At 75.3% G+C, this 14,276-nt stretch carries 14 protein-coding genes, 1 rRNA gene and 1 pseudogene; 2 read left to right on the top strand and 14 right to left on the bottom strand.

Annotation, left to right across the window (positions count from 1 at the left end; genetic code table 11):
• Positions 1-5: 5 nt before the first annotated feature.
• From ACGFZL_RS24715 to ACGFZL_RS24685, 7 genes and pseudogenes are all read right to left on the bottom strand, one after another.
• Positions 6-1,142 (bottom strand): glycosyltransferase family 4 protein, encoded by a 1,137-nt coding sequence (locus ACGFZL_RS24715; protein ID WP_393694815.1) that lies wholly within the window; start codon positions 1,140-1,142, stop codon positions 6-8.
• A gap of 148 nt (positions 1,143-1,290) precedes the next feature.
• On the bottom strand, positions 1,291-2,046 hold the full coding sequence (locus tag ACGFZL_RS24710; RefSeq protein WP_393695053.1) for a hypothetical protein: 756 nt from the start codon (positions 2,044-2,046) through the stop codon (positions 1,291-1,293).
• Positions 2,047-2,146: 100 nt separating this feature from the next.
• Positions 2,147-2,407 (bottom strand): annotated as a pseudogene (locus ACGFZL_RS24705) (class I SAM-dependent methyltransferase); the annotation flags it as partial.
• A 208-nt stretch (positions 2,408-2,615) separates the two neighbouring features.
• Positions 2,616-4,358 carry a DNA repair protein RecN gene (gene recN / locus ACGFZL_RS24700; RefSeq protein ID WP_393694813.1) on the bottom strand — a complete coding sequence of 581 codons (1,743 nt, stop codon included), beginning with the start codon at positions 4,356-4,358 and terminating at the stop codon, positions 2,616-2,618.
• 92 nt (positions 4,359-4,450) lie between these two features.
• The gene (locus tag ACGFZL_RS24695; RefSeq protein WP_355175379.1) at positions 4,451-5,356 is read right to left on the bottom strand and encodes an NAD kinase; all 906 of its coding nucleotides are present in this window, start codon (positions 5,354-5,356) and stop codon (positions 4,451-4,453) included.
• On the bottom strand, positions 5,353-6,168 hold the full coding sequence (locus ACGFZL_RS24690) for a TlyA family RNA methyltransferase (RefSeq protein WP_393694811.1): 816 nt from the start codon (positions 6,166-6,168) through the stop codon (positions 5,353-5,355). The genes ACGFZL_RS24695 and ACGFZL_RS24690 overlap by 4 nt, the downstream gene beginning before the upstream one ends.
• A gap of 22 nt (positions 6,169-6,190) precedes the next feature.
• The gene (locus ACGFZL_RS24685) at positions 6,191-6,451 is read right to left on the bottom strand and encodes a hypothetical protein (protein ID WP_393694809.1); all 261 of its coding nucleotides are present in this window, start codon (positions 6,449-6,451) and stop codon (positions 6,191-6,193) included.
• Positions 6,452-6,493: 42 nt separating this feature from the next.
• Between ACGFZL_RS24685 and ACGFZL_RS24680 the strand changes: the two genes are divergently transcribed.
• Positions 6,494-6,841 carry a sterol-binding protein gene (locus tag ACGFZL_RS24680; RefSeq protein WP_393694807.1) on the top strand — a complete coding sequence of 116 codons (348 nt, stop codon included), beginning with the start codon at positions 6,494-6,496 and terminating at the stop codon, positions 6,839-6,841.
• 33 nt (positions 6,842-6,874) lie between these two features.
• Here the strand turns inward: ACGFZL_RS24680 and ACGFZL_RS24675 are convergent, their stop codons facing one another.
• The 4 genes from ACGFZL_RS24675 to ACGFZL_RS24660 form a co-directional block, all read right to left on the bottom strand.
• Positions 6,875-7,786 (bottom strand): ABC transporter ATP-binding protein, encoded by a 912-nt coding sequence (locus tag ACGFZL_RS24675; protein WP_393694805.1) that lies wholly within the window; start codon positions 7,784-7,786, stop codon positions 6,875-6,877.
• On the bottom strand, positions 7,783-8,820 hold the full coding sequence (locus tag ACGFZL_RS24670) for a FecCD family ABC transporter permease (RefSeq protein ID WP_393694803.1): 1,038 nt from the start codon (positions 8,818-8,820) through the stop codon (positions 7,783-7,785). Before ACGFZL_RS24670 ends, ACGFZL_RS24675 begins: the two co-directional genes overlap by 4 nt.
• Complete coding sequence (locus tag ACGFZL_RS24665; RefSeq protein ID WP_393694801.1) at positions 8,817-9,860, bottom strand: FecCD family ABC transporter permease; 1,044 nt, start codon at positions 9,858-9,860, stop codon at positions 8,817-8,819. Before ACGFZL_RS24665 ends, ACGFZL_RS24670 begins: the two co-directional genes overlap by 4 nt.
• 69 nt (positions 9,861-9,929) lie before the next feature.
• Positions 9,930-10,961, bottom strand: a complete 1,032-nt coding sequence (locus tag ACGFZL_RS24660; protein ID WP_393694799.1) for an HAD-IIA family hydrolase — start codon at positions 10,959-10,961, stop codon at positions 9,930-9,932.
• Between the two features lie 84 nt (positions 10,962-11,045).
• Here ACGFZL_RS24660 and ACGFZL_RS24655 point away from each other — a divergent pair, with 84 nt between their 5' ends.
• Entirely contained in the window at positions 11,046-12,329 is a 1,284-nt protein-coding gene (locus tag ACGFZL_RS24655) for a DUF1015 family protein (protein ID WP_393694797.1), read from the top strand.
• Positions 12,330-12,379: 50 nt separating this feature from the next.
• On the opposite strand, the gene ACGFZL_RS24650 is transcribed toward ACGFZL_RS24655, so the two are convergent.
• From ACGFZL_RS24650 to rrf, 3 genes are all read right to left on the bottom strand, one after another.
• Positions 12,380-13,105 (bottom strand): hypothetical protein, encoded by a 726-nt coding sequence (locus ACGFZL_RS24650; protein ID WP_355175522.1) that lies wholly within the window; start codon positions 13,103-13,105, stop codon positions 12,380-12,382.
• Positions 12,997-14,031, bottom strand: a complete 1,035-nt coding sequence (locus ACGFZL_RS24645; RefSeq protein WP_393695051.1) for a hypothetical protein — start codon at positions 14,029-14,031, stop codon at positions 12,997-12,999. The genes ACGFZL_RS24650 and ACGFZL_RS24645 overlap by 109 nt, the downstream gene beginning before the upstream one ends.
• 154 nt (positions 14,032-14,185) lie before the next feature.
• Positions 14,186-14,276 (bottom strand): 5S ribosomal RNA (rrf, locus tag ACGFZL_RS24640); the annotation flags it as partial.

Here is a 14,276-nt window from a genome sequence, read left to right as displayed (position 1 = left end):
CGGGGTCAGCGCATCGGCCGGGGCTGCGTCAGCTCGTCGTAGACGCTGAGCACCTGGGCGACCGTCTCGTCCTCGGTCGGCCAGCCGGTCGCCTGGCGGACGCCCCGCTCGCGCAGCTCCTCGCACCGCGCCGGGTCGGCGAGGAGACGGGTGACGGCGCCGGCCAGCGCCCCGGGGTCGCCGGGCGGGACCAGCGCGGCGGCGTCGCCGACAAGTTCGCGCAGCCCGCCCGCGTCGCTCGCGACCAGCGGCACGCGCGCGTGGAGGGCCTCCTGCGCGAGGACGGAGCGGGCCGCGCGGCGCCCTGGCAGCAGGGCGAGGTCGGCCGCGGCGAGCAGCTCGGTGACGTCGTCCCGGCGGCCGGCCAGTACGACGGGCAGTTCCTCGCGTTCGATGCGCCGCTGCAGCTCCGGGCGCAGCGGGCCCTCCCCGGCGACGACGACCAGCGGGGGCGGATCGAGGCGGCGCCAGGCGCGGGCGGCGTCGAGCAGCACGTCGTACCCCCCGTCGCGGTCCAGGGCGCCGACGGCGACCAGCAACGGGCGCTCCACGGCGCCCACTTCGGCGCGCAGCTTCAGCGGCGCGCCGTCCGGCCCTGCCGGCCTGCGGGGGCGCCCCGGCAGCGCGACGGCGCCGAGCCGGGCGTCCCGGGCGCCGGTCCGGCGGGCCAGGTCGACCAGTTCGGAGGTGGCGCCGAGCACCACGGTGGCGGCGCGCATCACCCGCCGCTCCAGGACGCGCAGGAACTGGGCGCGGGCCCCCTCGGCGGGCACGCGGTCGTGCCAGGTGACGACGAACGGGGTGGTGGCGCGCCGGCCGCCGAGGGCCAGCACGGTGCGGAAGGAGGCGTGCAGCCCGTGCGCGTGCACCAGGTCGGCGTCCGCGAGCGCCGCCCGCAGCGCGGCCACGGAGACCGGGTCGCTGCTGCGCGGCACCGGTACGTGTCCGGCGCCGGCGCCCCGGAAGTCGTAGGCCGCCTCCGCCTCCTGCGGGGCGCACACCGTGACCAGCACGCCCCGGGCGGCCAGCCCCGCGGCGAGCGAGCGCACGTGCGCGCTGCTGCGGGCGTCGCCGCCGCCCAGCACCTGCACGGTGCGCAGCGGCGACTGGCCGTGCGGCGAGGGGCTGTTCGCGGAGGTCACGTGGGCCGGGGCTCCTGGTTCGGCGGGGGGAATGCGGCGCGGGTTCCCGCACGCCGCACCGTCAAGGATGCCAGGCCGTACGGGTGTTCCGGGAACGACGCAGATCCGGAGTGTAGGCCCTCGGGGCAACGCCACAAGGTCAGTTCACTCACACGAGTGAGCGAGCCAGCGCGCTCACCCGGTCTCCGCAGGCCGCCGCGGCCACCAGCGCGGCGGCGTGCGCGACGAGCCCCGCCCGGCCGGTGCCTGCCACGACGGCGGCGCCGACGGCCGCGCCGAGCGCGTGCGCCCCGGTGTCGCCGAGCATGGTGCGCTCGGCGAGGTCGTCGGGCAGCACGGCGGCGGCTGCCCCCATCGCCGCCGCGGCCGTCCGCGCGCCGGCCCTGCCGCGCGGCAGGGCCGGCGCGCCGAGCGCCAGAACCGCCACGGCGGCCCGTCCGGGACGTACGTCCACGAGGTTGACGAGGTGCGCGGCCCCAGCGATGACGGCACCGGCGAGCAGCCGGTCCAGCGGGCGCTCCTTCAGCGCGGCGCCGGCGGCGAGGCCGGCCGCGGAGATCCCGAACAGCTTGACCGCTCCGCTGGTGACCTCGCCCTGCCGCAGCGCCGCCAGGTGCGCCTGGAAGCCGCTGCGGGGGTCACCGGCGCCCACGACGTCGTCGTAGGCCCCGCAGGCCCCCGCGGCGAGCACGGCGAGCCCTGCGGCGGTCCGCACCCGCCCCACGCCCACCGCGGTCGCGAGGGCGCAGGCGGGCCCGGCGTACAGGCCGACGGCCCGCCCGGCGTGGTTCCGCCGCTCCCAGCGCTCCCGGCCACCGGGCGCGGTGGCACGCAGCAGGCCGAGGCCGACGCGGGTGAGGGCGGCGGTACGGAGCGAGGAGGCGCCGGTGCGGCGGACAGACATGATCACCGGATCACCCTAAGGGGCGCTCCCGCGCTCCCCTCAGGCGTCAGGTCCGCCTCGGCGAGCGCCGAATCGAACTGCTCGGCGGACAGCGGACGCGCATGGCCACGTCGAACGTCTCGTCGAGCCGGAGGTCCTCGATGGTGCCGCACACCGTGCGGGCGCCGCGCACGCGGCCGAGCATCTCCGCCGACTCGTCGACGGCCGTCACCGTGAAGCCCCGCTGGAGCAGCGGGTGGGTCACCCGGCCCGCGCCGCAGCCGAGTTCGAGGATGTGCGACCCGGGCGGGACCGCGGCGGCGATCACGTCCGGCTCGCCCCCGGCCGGCAGGCGCGCGTACGACTCCACCGCCCGGGACATCGCCCGCACGCGACTCGCCGACGGTCCGCGACCGCTGATCGAGCTGGCGTGCGCCATCGGCAACAGCCGGGTGGCGAACGGCGGTTCGGCGCCGAGCGCGGACGGGGCGGACGAGCCGTGACGCGTCCGGCAGTTGGCGGACAACGGGGTGGGCGGTCTCCTCAGCGCGTTGCGTCCCGGCCGCATCAGCTGGGAGGAGCCCGTCGAGTCAGGCGTCCGCCCGGGCCGCCCGGAGCAGTTCCTCGGCGTGTGCCCGGGCCGTCTCGGAGTCCTCCTGGCCGGCGAGCATCCGGGACAGCTCCCGGATCCGGTCCTCGCCCTCCAGGACCTTCACCCCGGACCGGGTCACCGACCCGTCGTTGGTCTTCTCCACCAGCAGCTGCCGGTCGGCGAACGCGGCCACCTGGGGCAGGTGGGTGACCACGACGACCTGGGCGGTCTTCGCGAGCCGCGCCAGGCGCCGCCCGATCTCGACCGCCGCCTTGCCGCCGACGCCTGCGTCGACCTCGTCGAAGAGGTACGTCGGCACCGGGTCGGTGCCCGCGAAGACGACCTCCACGGCCAGCATCACCCGGGACAGCTCACCCCCGGAGGCGCCCTTGGCGATGGGCCGGGGCGGGGCCCCGGGGTGCGGGGCGAGCAGCAGCTCGACCTCGTCGGCGCCGGACGGCCCGTAGGCGACCGTGCGCCCGCCGACCTCGACGCCCTCGGGGTCCTCGGTCTGCCGGATCGCGAAGGACACGCGCGCGTGGGGCATGGCGAGCGAGGCCAGCTCGGCGGTGACGGCGGCGGCGAACCGCTCGGCGGCCTCCGTCCGGGCGTCGCTCAGCGCCTGCGCGAGCCCGCCCAGCTCGGCCCGGAGCGCGTCCCGCTCCGCGGTCAGCTCGCCGGTGCGCTCGTCGTCGCCCTCCAGCTCGGTCAGCCGCGCCGCGCCCTGCTCGGCCCAGGCCAGCACGGAGGCGATGTCCTCGCCGTACTTGCGGGTGAGGGCGGTGAGCGCGGCCCGCCGCTCCTCGACCGCGGCCAGCCGCAGCGGGTCGGCGTCCAGGTCGTCGGCGTACCCGGCCAGCTCCCCGGCGACGTCCCGCAGCAGGATGCCGACCTCGCCGATCCGGTCGGCGAGGGAGGCGAGGGCCGGGTCGTGGGCGCGTACGGCGTCCAGGGCCCGCTGGGCGCCGGCGACGAGCGTCGCCCCGTCCACGCCCTCGGGGTCCTCCGGGTCGCCGGCCAGCGCGGCGTGCGCGAGGGCGGCGGCCGACGCCAGCGCCTCGGCGTGCCCGAGCCGCTCGGCCTCCTCGGCCAGCTCGGTGTCCTCACCGGCGCGCGGCTCTACGGCGGCGACCTCGTCGAGGCCGAAACGCAGCAGGTCGGCCTCCTGGGCGCGTTCCCGCGCGCGCGTGGTGATCTCGTCCAGCTCGGCGGCGACGACGCGCAGCCGCTTGTAGGCCCCGGCGTACTTGGCGAGCGGCCCGGCGACCGCGTCGCCCGCGTACCGGTCGAGCGCCTGGCGCTGCCGGTTCAGCTTCAGCAGCCCCTGCTGGTCGGTCTGCCCGTGCACGGCCACCAGCTCGTCGGCCAGCTCGGCGAGCATGCCGACCGGCACCGACCGGCCGCCCAGGTGGGCCCGGGAGCGGCCCTCCGCGGAAACGGTACGGCTGATCAGCAGCGCCCCGTCGTCCAGCTCCGCGCCGGCCTCCTCGGCCCGCACCGCGGCGGCGGCGTCGCCGGGCACGGCGATGCGGCCCTCGACCACCGCGTTCCGCGCGCCCATCCGCACCAGCGCCGCGTCCGCGCGGCCACCGAGCAGCAGCCCCAGACTGGTGACCACCATGGTCTTGCCGGCGCCCGTCTCGCCGGTGACGGCGGTGAACCCGGGCGACAGCTCGACAACGGCGTCGTCGATGACCCCGAGCGACCGTATCCGCATCTCCTCAAGCACGCCCACGACCATACGAGGTTTCGGCCGCTCCGCGCGACGCCACCCCACCCGACCGGGGACGCGGCGACCCGTGACCGGCCCGCCGCCGGCTCGTTGCGGGCCCGCTAGTGCGGCGCCCCGCGCCACCCGGAGACCGGCAGGGCGAACTTCGCGACCAGCCGGTCCGTGAAGGACGCGTGGTGCAGCCGGGCGAGCCGCACCGGCACCGCCCCGCGCCGCACCTCCACGCGCGCGCCCGGGGGCAGCTCCACGGTCCGCCGCCCGTCGCACCACAGCACGCCCGGCGGGATGTGCGGCAGCACCTCCACCGCGAGCACCGAGTCCGGCGAGGTCACCAGCGGCTTGGCGAACAGCGCGTGCGCGCTGATCGGCACCATCAGCAGCGCCTCCACCTCCGGCCACACCACGGGGCCGCCGGCCGAGAAGGCGTACGCCGTCGACCCGGTCGGCGTGGACAGCACGATGCCGTCGCAGCCGAAGCCGGTCACCGGGCGCCCGTCCACCTCCAGGACGACCTCCAGCAGCTTCTCGGCGGAGACCTTCTGCACGGCGGCCTCGTTCAGCGCCCAGTCGGTGTGCACGATGTCGCCGTTGCGGTGCACGGCCACGTCGACGGTCATCCGCTCCTCGACGTCGTAGGCCCGGCTCACCACCCGGTCCACGACCTGGTCGAGGTCGTCGCGCTCGGCCTCGGCGAGGAAGCCGACGCGGCCCAGGTTGACGCCGAGCATCGGCACCCCGGAGGCGCGGGCGAACTCGGCGCCGCGCAGCAGGGTGCCGTCACCGCCGAGCACGATGAGCAGCTCGCAGCCGTCCAGGCACTGCGGGGTGGCCTCGGCGATCAGCTCCACCTCGGCCGGCAGCGGCAGGTCGCACGCCTCGGCCTCCAGGACCCGCACCCCGATCCCGGCAAGGAGCAGCCCCTTGACCACCAGCTCGGCGCTGCGAATGGCCGCCGGGCGTCCGGTGTGGGCGAGCAGGAATACCGTTCGTGCTCGGTTCTGTGTCAACGCGGCCCCTCCGCCACTGCACGGTCAACGTCGGCCGGGTCGAGTTCGTCGGCACCCGCCCGCAGCCACAGAAAGTACTCGACGTTCCCGGAGGGGCCCGGCAGCGGACTGGCGGTGACCCCCCTCACCCCGAGCCCCAGCTCCCAGGCCCGGCGGGCGACGCCCGTCACGGCCTCGGCGCGCAGCTCGGCGCTGCGCACCACTCCCCCGCTGCCGAGGCGCTCCTTGCCCACCTCGAACTGCGGCTTGACCATCATCACCAGGTCGGCGTCCGGCCGTGTGCACGCCTTCAGGGCGGGCAGCACCAGGCCGAGCGGGATGAAGGACAGGTCGCCCACGACCAGGTCCACCGGCACCTGGTCGATCGCGTCGAGCGTCAGCTCCCGTACGTTCGTACGGTCCTTGACGGTGACCCGTTCATCCTGCTGGAGCGACCAGGCGAGCTGCCCGTAGCCGACGTCCACGGCGACGACGTGCGCGGCACCGGCCCGCAGCAGCACGTCGGTGAAGCCCCCGGTGGACGCGCCGGCGTCCAGCGCCCGGCGGCCCTCGACGACCAGCCCCTCGGGCACGAAGGCGGCGAGGGCGCCGGCCAGCTTGTGGCCGCCGCGCGAGACGTAGTCGGGGTCGCTGTCGTCCTGGCTGACGACGATGGCCGCGGCGGTCTCCACCTGCGTGGCGGACTTGGTCGCGACGGTCTTGCCGACCGAGACCCGGCCGGCGGCGATCAGCTGCCCGGCGTGCTCGCGCGAGCGCGCGAGCTTCCGGCGGACCAGCTCCGCGTCGAGACGGCGGCGTGCGACTCCTGCCACGTTCGGTTCAGCTCCCTTGTGCTCATGAGGACGGTGCGGGGCGGGCGTCCAGCGCGGTCAGCGCCTCGCGCAGCCCCCGGTGTACATCCTCGTACACCTCCAGGTGCCCGTCCGTGGCGAGGTGGTCGGCGTCGGCCAGCCGCTGGAGCCGGGCGTCCACCCCGGCGTCGCCGGTGGGGGTGCGGGGGACCTCCAGGGGGGCGGGGGCGGCGGGGTCGTACCCCTCGTCCACCGGCTCCACGGCCGGTGGGTCCGGCTCCGTCTCCGGTACTGCGTCGCTCATGCCCCGACGCTACCGCGAACGCCTGGGGTACGGTCGGCGCTGATGGCGACGACTGAGGAGTGCCGTGCCGCACTCGAGAAGCTCTCGGACAGCATGGGCGGCGCCCAGGGCGACGTGCGGGCCGCCGCCGACCTCGACCGCTCGGTGAGCTGCCACATCACCGACCTGGACGTCACCTTCGCCGGCCGCATGACCGGCGGCCGGATCGAGGTGCGCGAGACCCTGCCCGGGCCGCCCCGCGAGCGCGTGGAGATCCGGCTGGCGATGACCGGCGACGACCTGGTGGCGCTGGTCGACGGGGAGCTGAACTTCGCCAAGGCGTGGGGGTCGGGACGGGTGCGCCTGGAGGCCGGGCTGCGTGACCTGTTCCGGCTCAGGAAGCTTCTGTAGCCGCGGCTCCGGAGGTCTCGGCAGCCCCGTGGCTCAGGATGCCTCGGTGGCCGCCCCCACCTTGGCCGTCCGCGCGCTCCGCGCCCGGCGCGCGGCCGGCACCACCAGCGGCGTCCCGGTCTCCGGGTCGTCGATGACCTGGCAGCGCAGCCCGAACACGTCCTCGACCAGCTCGGCCGTGACGATGTCCTTGGGCCTGCCCTCGGCGATGACCTCGCCCGCGCGCAGCGCGATGAGGTGGGTGGCGTAGCGGGCCGCGTGGTTGAGGTCGTGCAGCACCGCCACCAGGGTGCGGCCCTGCTCCTCGTGCAGCTCGGCGCAGAGGTCGAGGACGTCGATCTGGTGCTGGATGTCGAGGTACGTCGTCGGCTCGTCCAGGAGCAGCAGCGGCGTCTGCTGGGCCAGCGCCATGGCGATCCAGACGCGCTGGCGCTGCCCGCCGGACAGCTCGTCCACATAGCGGTCGGCCAGCTCGGCGACGCCGGTCTGCGCCATCGACTCCTGGACCACCCGCTCGTCCTCCGTCGACCACTGGCGCAGCAGGCCCTGGTGCGGGTAGCGGCCCCGGCCGACGAGGTCGGCGACGGTGATGCCGTCCGGCGCGATGGACGACTGCGGCAGCAGGCCGAGGGTGCGGGCGACCTGCTTGGCGGGCCGGGACTGGATGACCTCGCCGTCCAGGAGCACCCGGCCGGTGCTGGGCTTGAGCATCCGCGACAGGGCGCGCAGCAGGGTGGACTTGCCGCAGGCGTTGGGGCCGACGATCACGGTGAACGAGTTGTCGGGGATCTCCACCGACAGCCGCTCGGCGATGACCCGCTGGTCGTAGGCGAGGGTGACGTTCTCTGCGGACAGGCGGTTCACGGTGCTCCTTCGGTTGTTCGGCCCACGGCCGTTCGGCCCGCTGTCGTTCGGCCCACGGTCGTGAAGGGCGCTCGCGCTCATATCCGGCCCGCCCTGCGCTCGCTGACCAGCAGCCACAGCAGGTAGACGCCGCCGACGACGTTGGTGACCACGCCGACGGGCAGCTGGTCGGCGCCGAAGAGGCGCTGGGAGGCCCAGTCGGAGACGACCAGCAGGGCGGCGCCCATGCACAGGGACGGCAGCAGGTTGGGTCCGGGCGAGCGGGTCAGCCGCCGGGCGAGCTGCGGCGCGGTCAGCGCGACGAACCCGACCGGCCCCGCGGCGGCGGTGGCGGCGGAGGTGAGCAGCACGGCGGCGACCAGCAGCGCCATCCGCACCCGCTCGACGCGCACCCCGAGGGCGTACGAGACGTCGTCGCCCATCTCCATCATCTTCAGCGCCCGCCCGTTGCCGAGCACGAGCGGCACCAGCACGGCGCACAGCACAAGCAGCGGCCAGACCTGGCTCCAGTCCCGCCCCTCGAGCGAGCCGGTCATCCAGACCAGGGCGCGGGCGGCGTCCACGATGTCGGCGCGGGTCATCAGATAGCCGTTGACGCCGGTGACGATCGCGGAGACGCCGATGCCGACCAGCACGAGCCGGTACCCGTGCACGCCCCGCTTCCAGGCGAGCGCGTAGATGCCGAGGCCGGTCACCAGGCCGCCCACCAGCGCGCCGGCGGTGACCTGCGCGGCGCTGCCGGAGAACAGCACGATCATCACCAGGGCGCCGGTCGTCGCGCCCTGCCCGAGGCCCAGCACGTCCGGACTGCCCAGCGGGTTGCGGGAGATGGCCTGGAACAGCGCGCCGCCCACGCCGAGCGAGGCGCCCACCAGGAGGGCGACCAGGACCCGCGGCAGCCGCAGTTCGTTGATGATGAACTCCTGGCTGGCGCTGCCGCCCCCGGCCAGGGTCTTGAGCACGTCGCCGGCCGGGATGGCGAAGTCGCCGGTGCCGATGAGGACGACGCTCGCGGCGAGGGCGGCGAGCAGCAGGCCGGCGACGACCACGAGGGAGCGCACGTCGAGGCGGACGGAGAGCCCGCCGGGGCTGCGCACGGCGCGGGGACTCTTCACAGCTGGGCCGTCCTTCGCCGCCGTACCAGGAGGATGAAGACCGGCCCGCCGAGGACGGCGGTGACGATGCCGACCTGGATCTCGGCGGGCCGCGCGACGAACCGGCCGACGACGTCCGCGCCGAGCAGCAGCACCGGCGACAGGAGCGCGGCGTAGGGCAGGATCCAGCGCAGGTCGGGTCCGGTGAAGGAGCGCACGATGTGCGGCACCATCAGGCCGACGAAGACGATCGGCCCGCAGGCGGCGGTCGCCGCCCCGCACAGCACGGTCGCGGCGAGCATGGCGAGGGCGCGGGTGCGGTTGAGGTTGGCGCCGAGGGCCTTGGCGGTGTCGTCGCCCATCTCCAGGGCGTTCAGCGGCCGGGCGAGCAGCAGGGCGAGGGCGGTGCCGGCCAGCAGGAACGGTACGACCTGCTCGATCGTCGCGTCCGTCGCCGAGGACAGCGAGCCCACCGTCCAGAAGCGCATCCGGCCGAGCGCCGCCTCGTCCATGATCATCGTGGCCTGGATGTAGCCGAGGAGGGCGGCGCTGATGGCGGTGCCGGCCAGGACCAGCCGCACCGGCGTGGCGCTGCGGCTGCCGCCGAGGAACCAGACCAGCGCGCCGACGCCCGCCGCGCCGAGGAAGGCGAACCACACGTAGCCGGTCAGCGAGGTGACGCCGAAGTACGTGATCGCGGTGACCACCGCCGCCGAGGCGCCCGCGTTGATGCCGAGCAGCCCGGGGTCGGCGAGCGGGTTGCGGGTGAGCGCCTGGAGGACGGCGCCGGAGACGCCCAGGGCGGCGCCGGCCAGCAGGCCGAGCAGGGTCCGCGACAGCCGGTCGCCCACGACCACGTCGCCGTAGCCCCCGGTGTCGTGGAACAGCCCGTGCCACACCTGGGCCAGGGACAGGTCCTTCGCGCCGACCGCGAGGCTCAGCAGCGCGACGGCCACCAGGAGCGCCGCGGAGACGGGCAGTCCGACCACGCGGAAGGCCAGGCGTTTCGGTGGCGCGGGGGCGGTCTCCGCGCGCTGTTCGGGGGGACTGTCGACCAACACCCGGTCAGGTTAGCCTACCCTCACATTCGATCTCGAACGCCTGCCCACCCCTTACGCCGACGGCACCCGTCACAGCCCCAGCCGGGCCAGCGCCTTGCCCCCGTCCAACTCGCACCCGCTGTCCCCGCCCGCCGTCCAGGCCGCCGCGCACAGCGCCCGCAGCCCGTCCAGCGCCTCGCCGTCGCCCTCCAGCTCCAGCCGCTCCCCGCCGGCCTTCGCCGTCCAGCCCCCGCAGCAGAACCCGCTCTCCGCGTCCCCGGTGACCTCCGGCTGCCCGGTGAGCAGCCCGCGCAGGTCGGCGTCGACATAGGTGGGCCGGTGCTGCGGCGGTGCGGCGAGCAGCTGAGGCCCGTCCGTCACGCCGGTCAGCACGAGCAGCGAGTCCACTTCGCCGTTGGCCGCGCCCTCGATGTCCGTGTCCAGCCGGTCGCCCACCACCAGCGGCCGCTTCGCGCCGGTGCGCAGGATCGTCTCCCGGTGCATCGGCGGCAGCGGCTTGCCCGCCACCCGCGGCTCGGCGCCGGTGGCGATCCGCACGACCTCCACCGCCGCGCCGTTGCCCGGCGCGATGCCCCGGCCGCTGGGGATCGTCAGGTCGGTGTTGGAGGCGAACCACGGCACGCCGCGCGCGATGGCGTAGCACGCCTCCGCGAACCGGCCCCACGCCAACTCGGGCCCGCCGTACCCCTGCACGACCGCCGCCGGATCGTCGTCCGCCGACTCCACGGGCTCCAGACCGCGCTCGCGCAGCGCCACCGTGAGCCCCTCCCCGCCGATCACCAGCACCCGCGCCCCCTCGGGCACCTGCTCGGAGATCAGCCGGGCCACCGCCTGCGCCGAGGTGATCACGTCCGAGGCGTCGGCCGGCACCCCCAGCTCGGACAGGTGCTCCGCGACCGCGTCCGGGGTGCGGAAGGCGTTGTTCGTGACGTACGCCAGGTGCATGCCGCCCTCGCGGGCCGTCGCGAGCGACTCGACGGCGTGCGCGATGGCGTCCCCGCCCGCGTACACCACGCCGTCCAGGTCGAGCAGCGCCGTGTCGTACGCCTCGTTCAGCCCCCGCTCGCTGCCCTCGGGCCTGGTCCTGACGCTGCCGCTCATCCCGTCTCCGCTCCTCGTCCGCCGTGTCGTGTGCCGCCTTCCCCCGATCATCCCCCATGCCACCGACACACGTACGATGCCGGGATGAACACCGCAGGCCACCCGGAAGCAACGGCGCACCGGGGCTTGGAACTCACCCCGTTCCGAGGTCTCCGCTACGACCCCGACCGGGTCGGCAGCCTGGCCGCCGTGACCTCCCCGCCCTACGACGTCGTGGTCCGCCCGGACGGCCTGCTCCACCTGGAGTCCGCCGACCCGCACAACATCGTCCGGCTGATCCTCCCCCAGGCCGCCACCCCGCAGGCCCGCAACGCCCAGGCCGCAGCCACCCTGCGCCGCTGGCGCTCCGAGGGCGTCCTGGCGGCCGACCCGGAACCCGGCCTGTACGTCTACGAGCAGCGCGCCCCCGACGGCCTGCTCCAGCGCGGCCTCATCGGCGCCCTGCGGGTGACGGACCCGTCGGACGGCGTCGTCCTCCCGCACGAGGACGTCATGCCGCACATCGTGGCCGACCGCGCCGACCTCATGCGGGCGACCTCGGCCAACCTCGAACCGCTCCTCCTGACCTACCGCGGCGCCGACGACACGACGGCCCTGGTGGAGGAGGCCGCCGAGCGCCCGCCGCTCCTGGCGACCACCACGGAGGACGGCTTCCACCACCGCCTGTGGGCGGTCACCGCCCCCGACGACCTGGCCCGCGTCCGCGCCGGACTCGCCCGGCACCAGGCACTGATCGCCGACGGCCACCACCGCTGGGCCACCTACCGCAGGCTGCGCGCCGAGCACCCCTCCCCCGGCCCCTGGGACCACGGCCTGGTCCTGCTGGTGGACACGGCCCGCTACCCCCTTCGCGTCCGCGCCATCCACCGCCTCCTGCACACCGTCCCCGTGTCCGACGCGGTCGCCGCCCTGGCCGGCCACGCCCGCGTCCGCCGCCTCGACACCCCGCTGCCCGAGGCCCTGGACGCCCTCGCGGCGGCGGCCGGCGCGGGCAACGCCTACCTCCTCGCGGGTGACGGCGCCTTCCACCTCGTCGACCGCCTCGACCCCGGCCTGCTGGCCCGCACCGTCCGCCGGGACCGCCCGGAGGCGTGGCGCACCCTGGACGCCACCGTCCTGCACGCCGCGCTCCTCGCCCACGTCTGGCAGGTCCCGGAGGACTCGGCGGCCCATGTCTCCTACATCCACGACACGGCGGCCACGGTCGACAAGGCGGTACGCGACGGCGGCGCGGCCGTGCTGATGCACCCCGTCCGCGAGGAGGTCGTCCGCGACCTGGCCCGCCAGGGCGTGACGATGCCCCGCAAGTCGACGTCCTTCGGCCCGAAGCCGGCGTCGGGGCTGGTGCTGCGCGCGCTGGACCTCTGAGGGCACGCGAAAGGGGCGGGACCTTACGGCCCCGCCCCTTTCGTGTTTCGTCAGTCCTGCTCGCGGCCCTCGTCGGTGGGCCGGTCCTCGTCGTCCTCGCCCATGGCGTCCACGAACTCGACGCCGTCCAGCTCGGCGAGCCGGTCGGAGGCGTCGGTGCTGCCGTCCCGGTCGGCCTCGACGGCCTTGGCGAACCACTCACGCGCCTCGCCCTCCCGGCCGGCGGCCAGCAGCGCGTCGGCGTACGCGTAGCGCAGGCGGGCGGTCCAGGGCTGGGTGGAGTTCGAGGCCAGCTCGGGGCTCTGCAGCGTCACGATGGCCGCGTCCAGCTGCCCCATGTCACGCCGGGCACCGGCCGCGACCAGGCGCATCTCGACCTGCCCGGCCTTGTCCAGCTTGTGCACCTCGGGCGCACCGGCCATGTCCAGCGCCTTCTCCGGCCGCCCGAGCCCGCGCTCGCAGTCGGCCATGACCGGCCACAGCTCCGCGGACCCGGTCATCCGCCGCGCGGCCCGGAACTCGGCCAGCGCCTCGCCGTACTTCTGGTTGGCGTACGCGGCGAACCCACCGGCCTCGCGTACGGCGGCGACGCGCGAGGCGAGCCGCAGCGCCACCTTGGAGTAGCCGTACGCCGCCTCGGGGTCCTCGTCGAGCAGCCGGGCCACCATCACCAGGTTCCTGGCGACGTCCTCAGCGAGCGTCTTGGGCAGGCTCTGCAGCTCCTGCCGCACGTCCTTGTCGATCTCGTCGCCGGTGACGTCCTCGGGGATCGGCAGCCGCTTGATCGGCTCCCGGTCCCGGTCACGCTCCTCACGGAACCGCCCACCGCCGCCGTCACGACGGTCGTCCCGTCCGCGGTAGCCACCCCGGTCGTCGCGACGGAAGCCCGGCCGGTCGTCACGACGGAAGCCCGGCCGGTCGTCACGGCGGAAACCCGGCCGGTCGTCACGACGGTCGTCGCGGCGGAACGGCGGGCGCTCGCCACGGTCGTCACGCCGGAAGGGCGGCCGGTCGTCACGGCGGTCGTCGCGGCGGAAGGCAGGCCGATCGTCGCGACGGTCGTCACGACGGAAACCCGGCCGGTCGTCACGACGGTCGTCGCGGCGGAAGGCAGGCCGGTCGTCCCGGCGGTCGTCACGACGCGGCGCGCGGTCACGGTCCCGGTCATCGCGGCGGAACGGCGGGCGCTCGCCACGGTCGTCACGCCGGAAGGGCGGCCGGTCGTCACGGCGGTCGTCGCGGCGGAAGGCAGGCCGGTCGTCACGGCGGTCGTCACGACGCGGACCACGATCCCGGTCGTCGCGACGGAAGGGCGGCCGGTCATCGCGACGGTCGTCACGACGGAAGGCAGGCCGCTCACCACGGTCATCGCGGCGCGGTGCGCGATCCCGGTCGTCGCGACGCTGGTAGCCACCACCGCGGTTGTCGTCGCGCCGGCCGAAGCCGCCACGGTCCCTGCGGTCACCTCGGTCGTCACGGCGGAAAGCCGGCCGGTCACCCCGGTCGTCACGACGCGGACCGCGATCGCGGTCACGGTCGTCGCGACGGAAGGGAGACCGCTCACCACGATCGTCACGACGGGGACCACGATCACGGTCGTCGCGCCGCGGGCCACGATCACGGTCGTCCCGACGCCCGTACCCGCCACCACCACCGCGGTTGTCGTCCCGGCGGAATCCGCCCCGATCTCCGCGCTGGCCACCGTCCCGTCGCCGCTGATCGCGATCGCGCTCCGGCCGATCGTCGGGAGAGTTGGTGGACATGGTGACTCCTGTCTTAGGTACCGCAAGCATGATAAAAGCAAAAGGACCCCTGGTCCCAGCTGAACGCTGGGACCAGGGGTCCTTCCAAAGATTGTTCGGCGGCGTCCTACTCTCCCACAGGGTCCCCCCTGCAGTACCATCGGCGCTGTAAGGCTTAGCTTCCGGGTTCGGAATGTAACCGGGC

Source organism: Streptomyces sp. NPDC048182 (genome assembly GCF_043202555.1).
Taxonomy (GTDB): Bacteria; Actinomycetota; Actinomycetes; order Streptomycetales; family Streptomycetaceae; genus Streptomyces.
The sequence above is the reverse complement of the archived record's forward strand: the minus strand, read 5'-3'. Positions and strand labels throughout refer to the sequence as shown.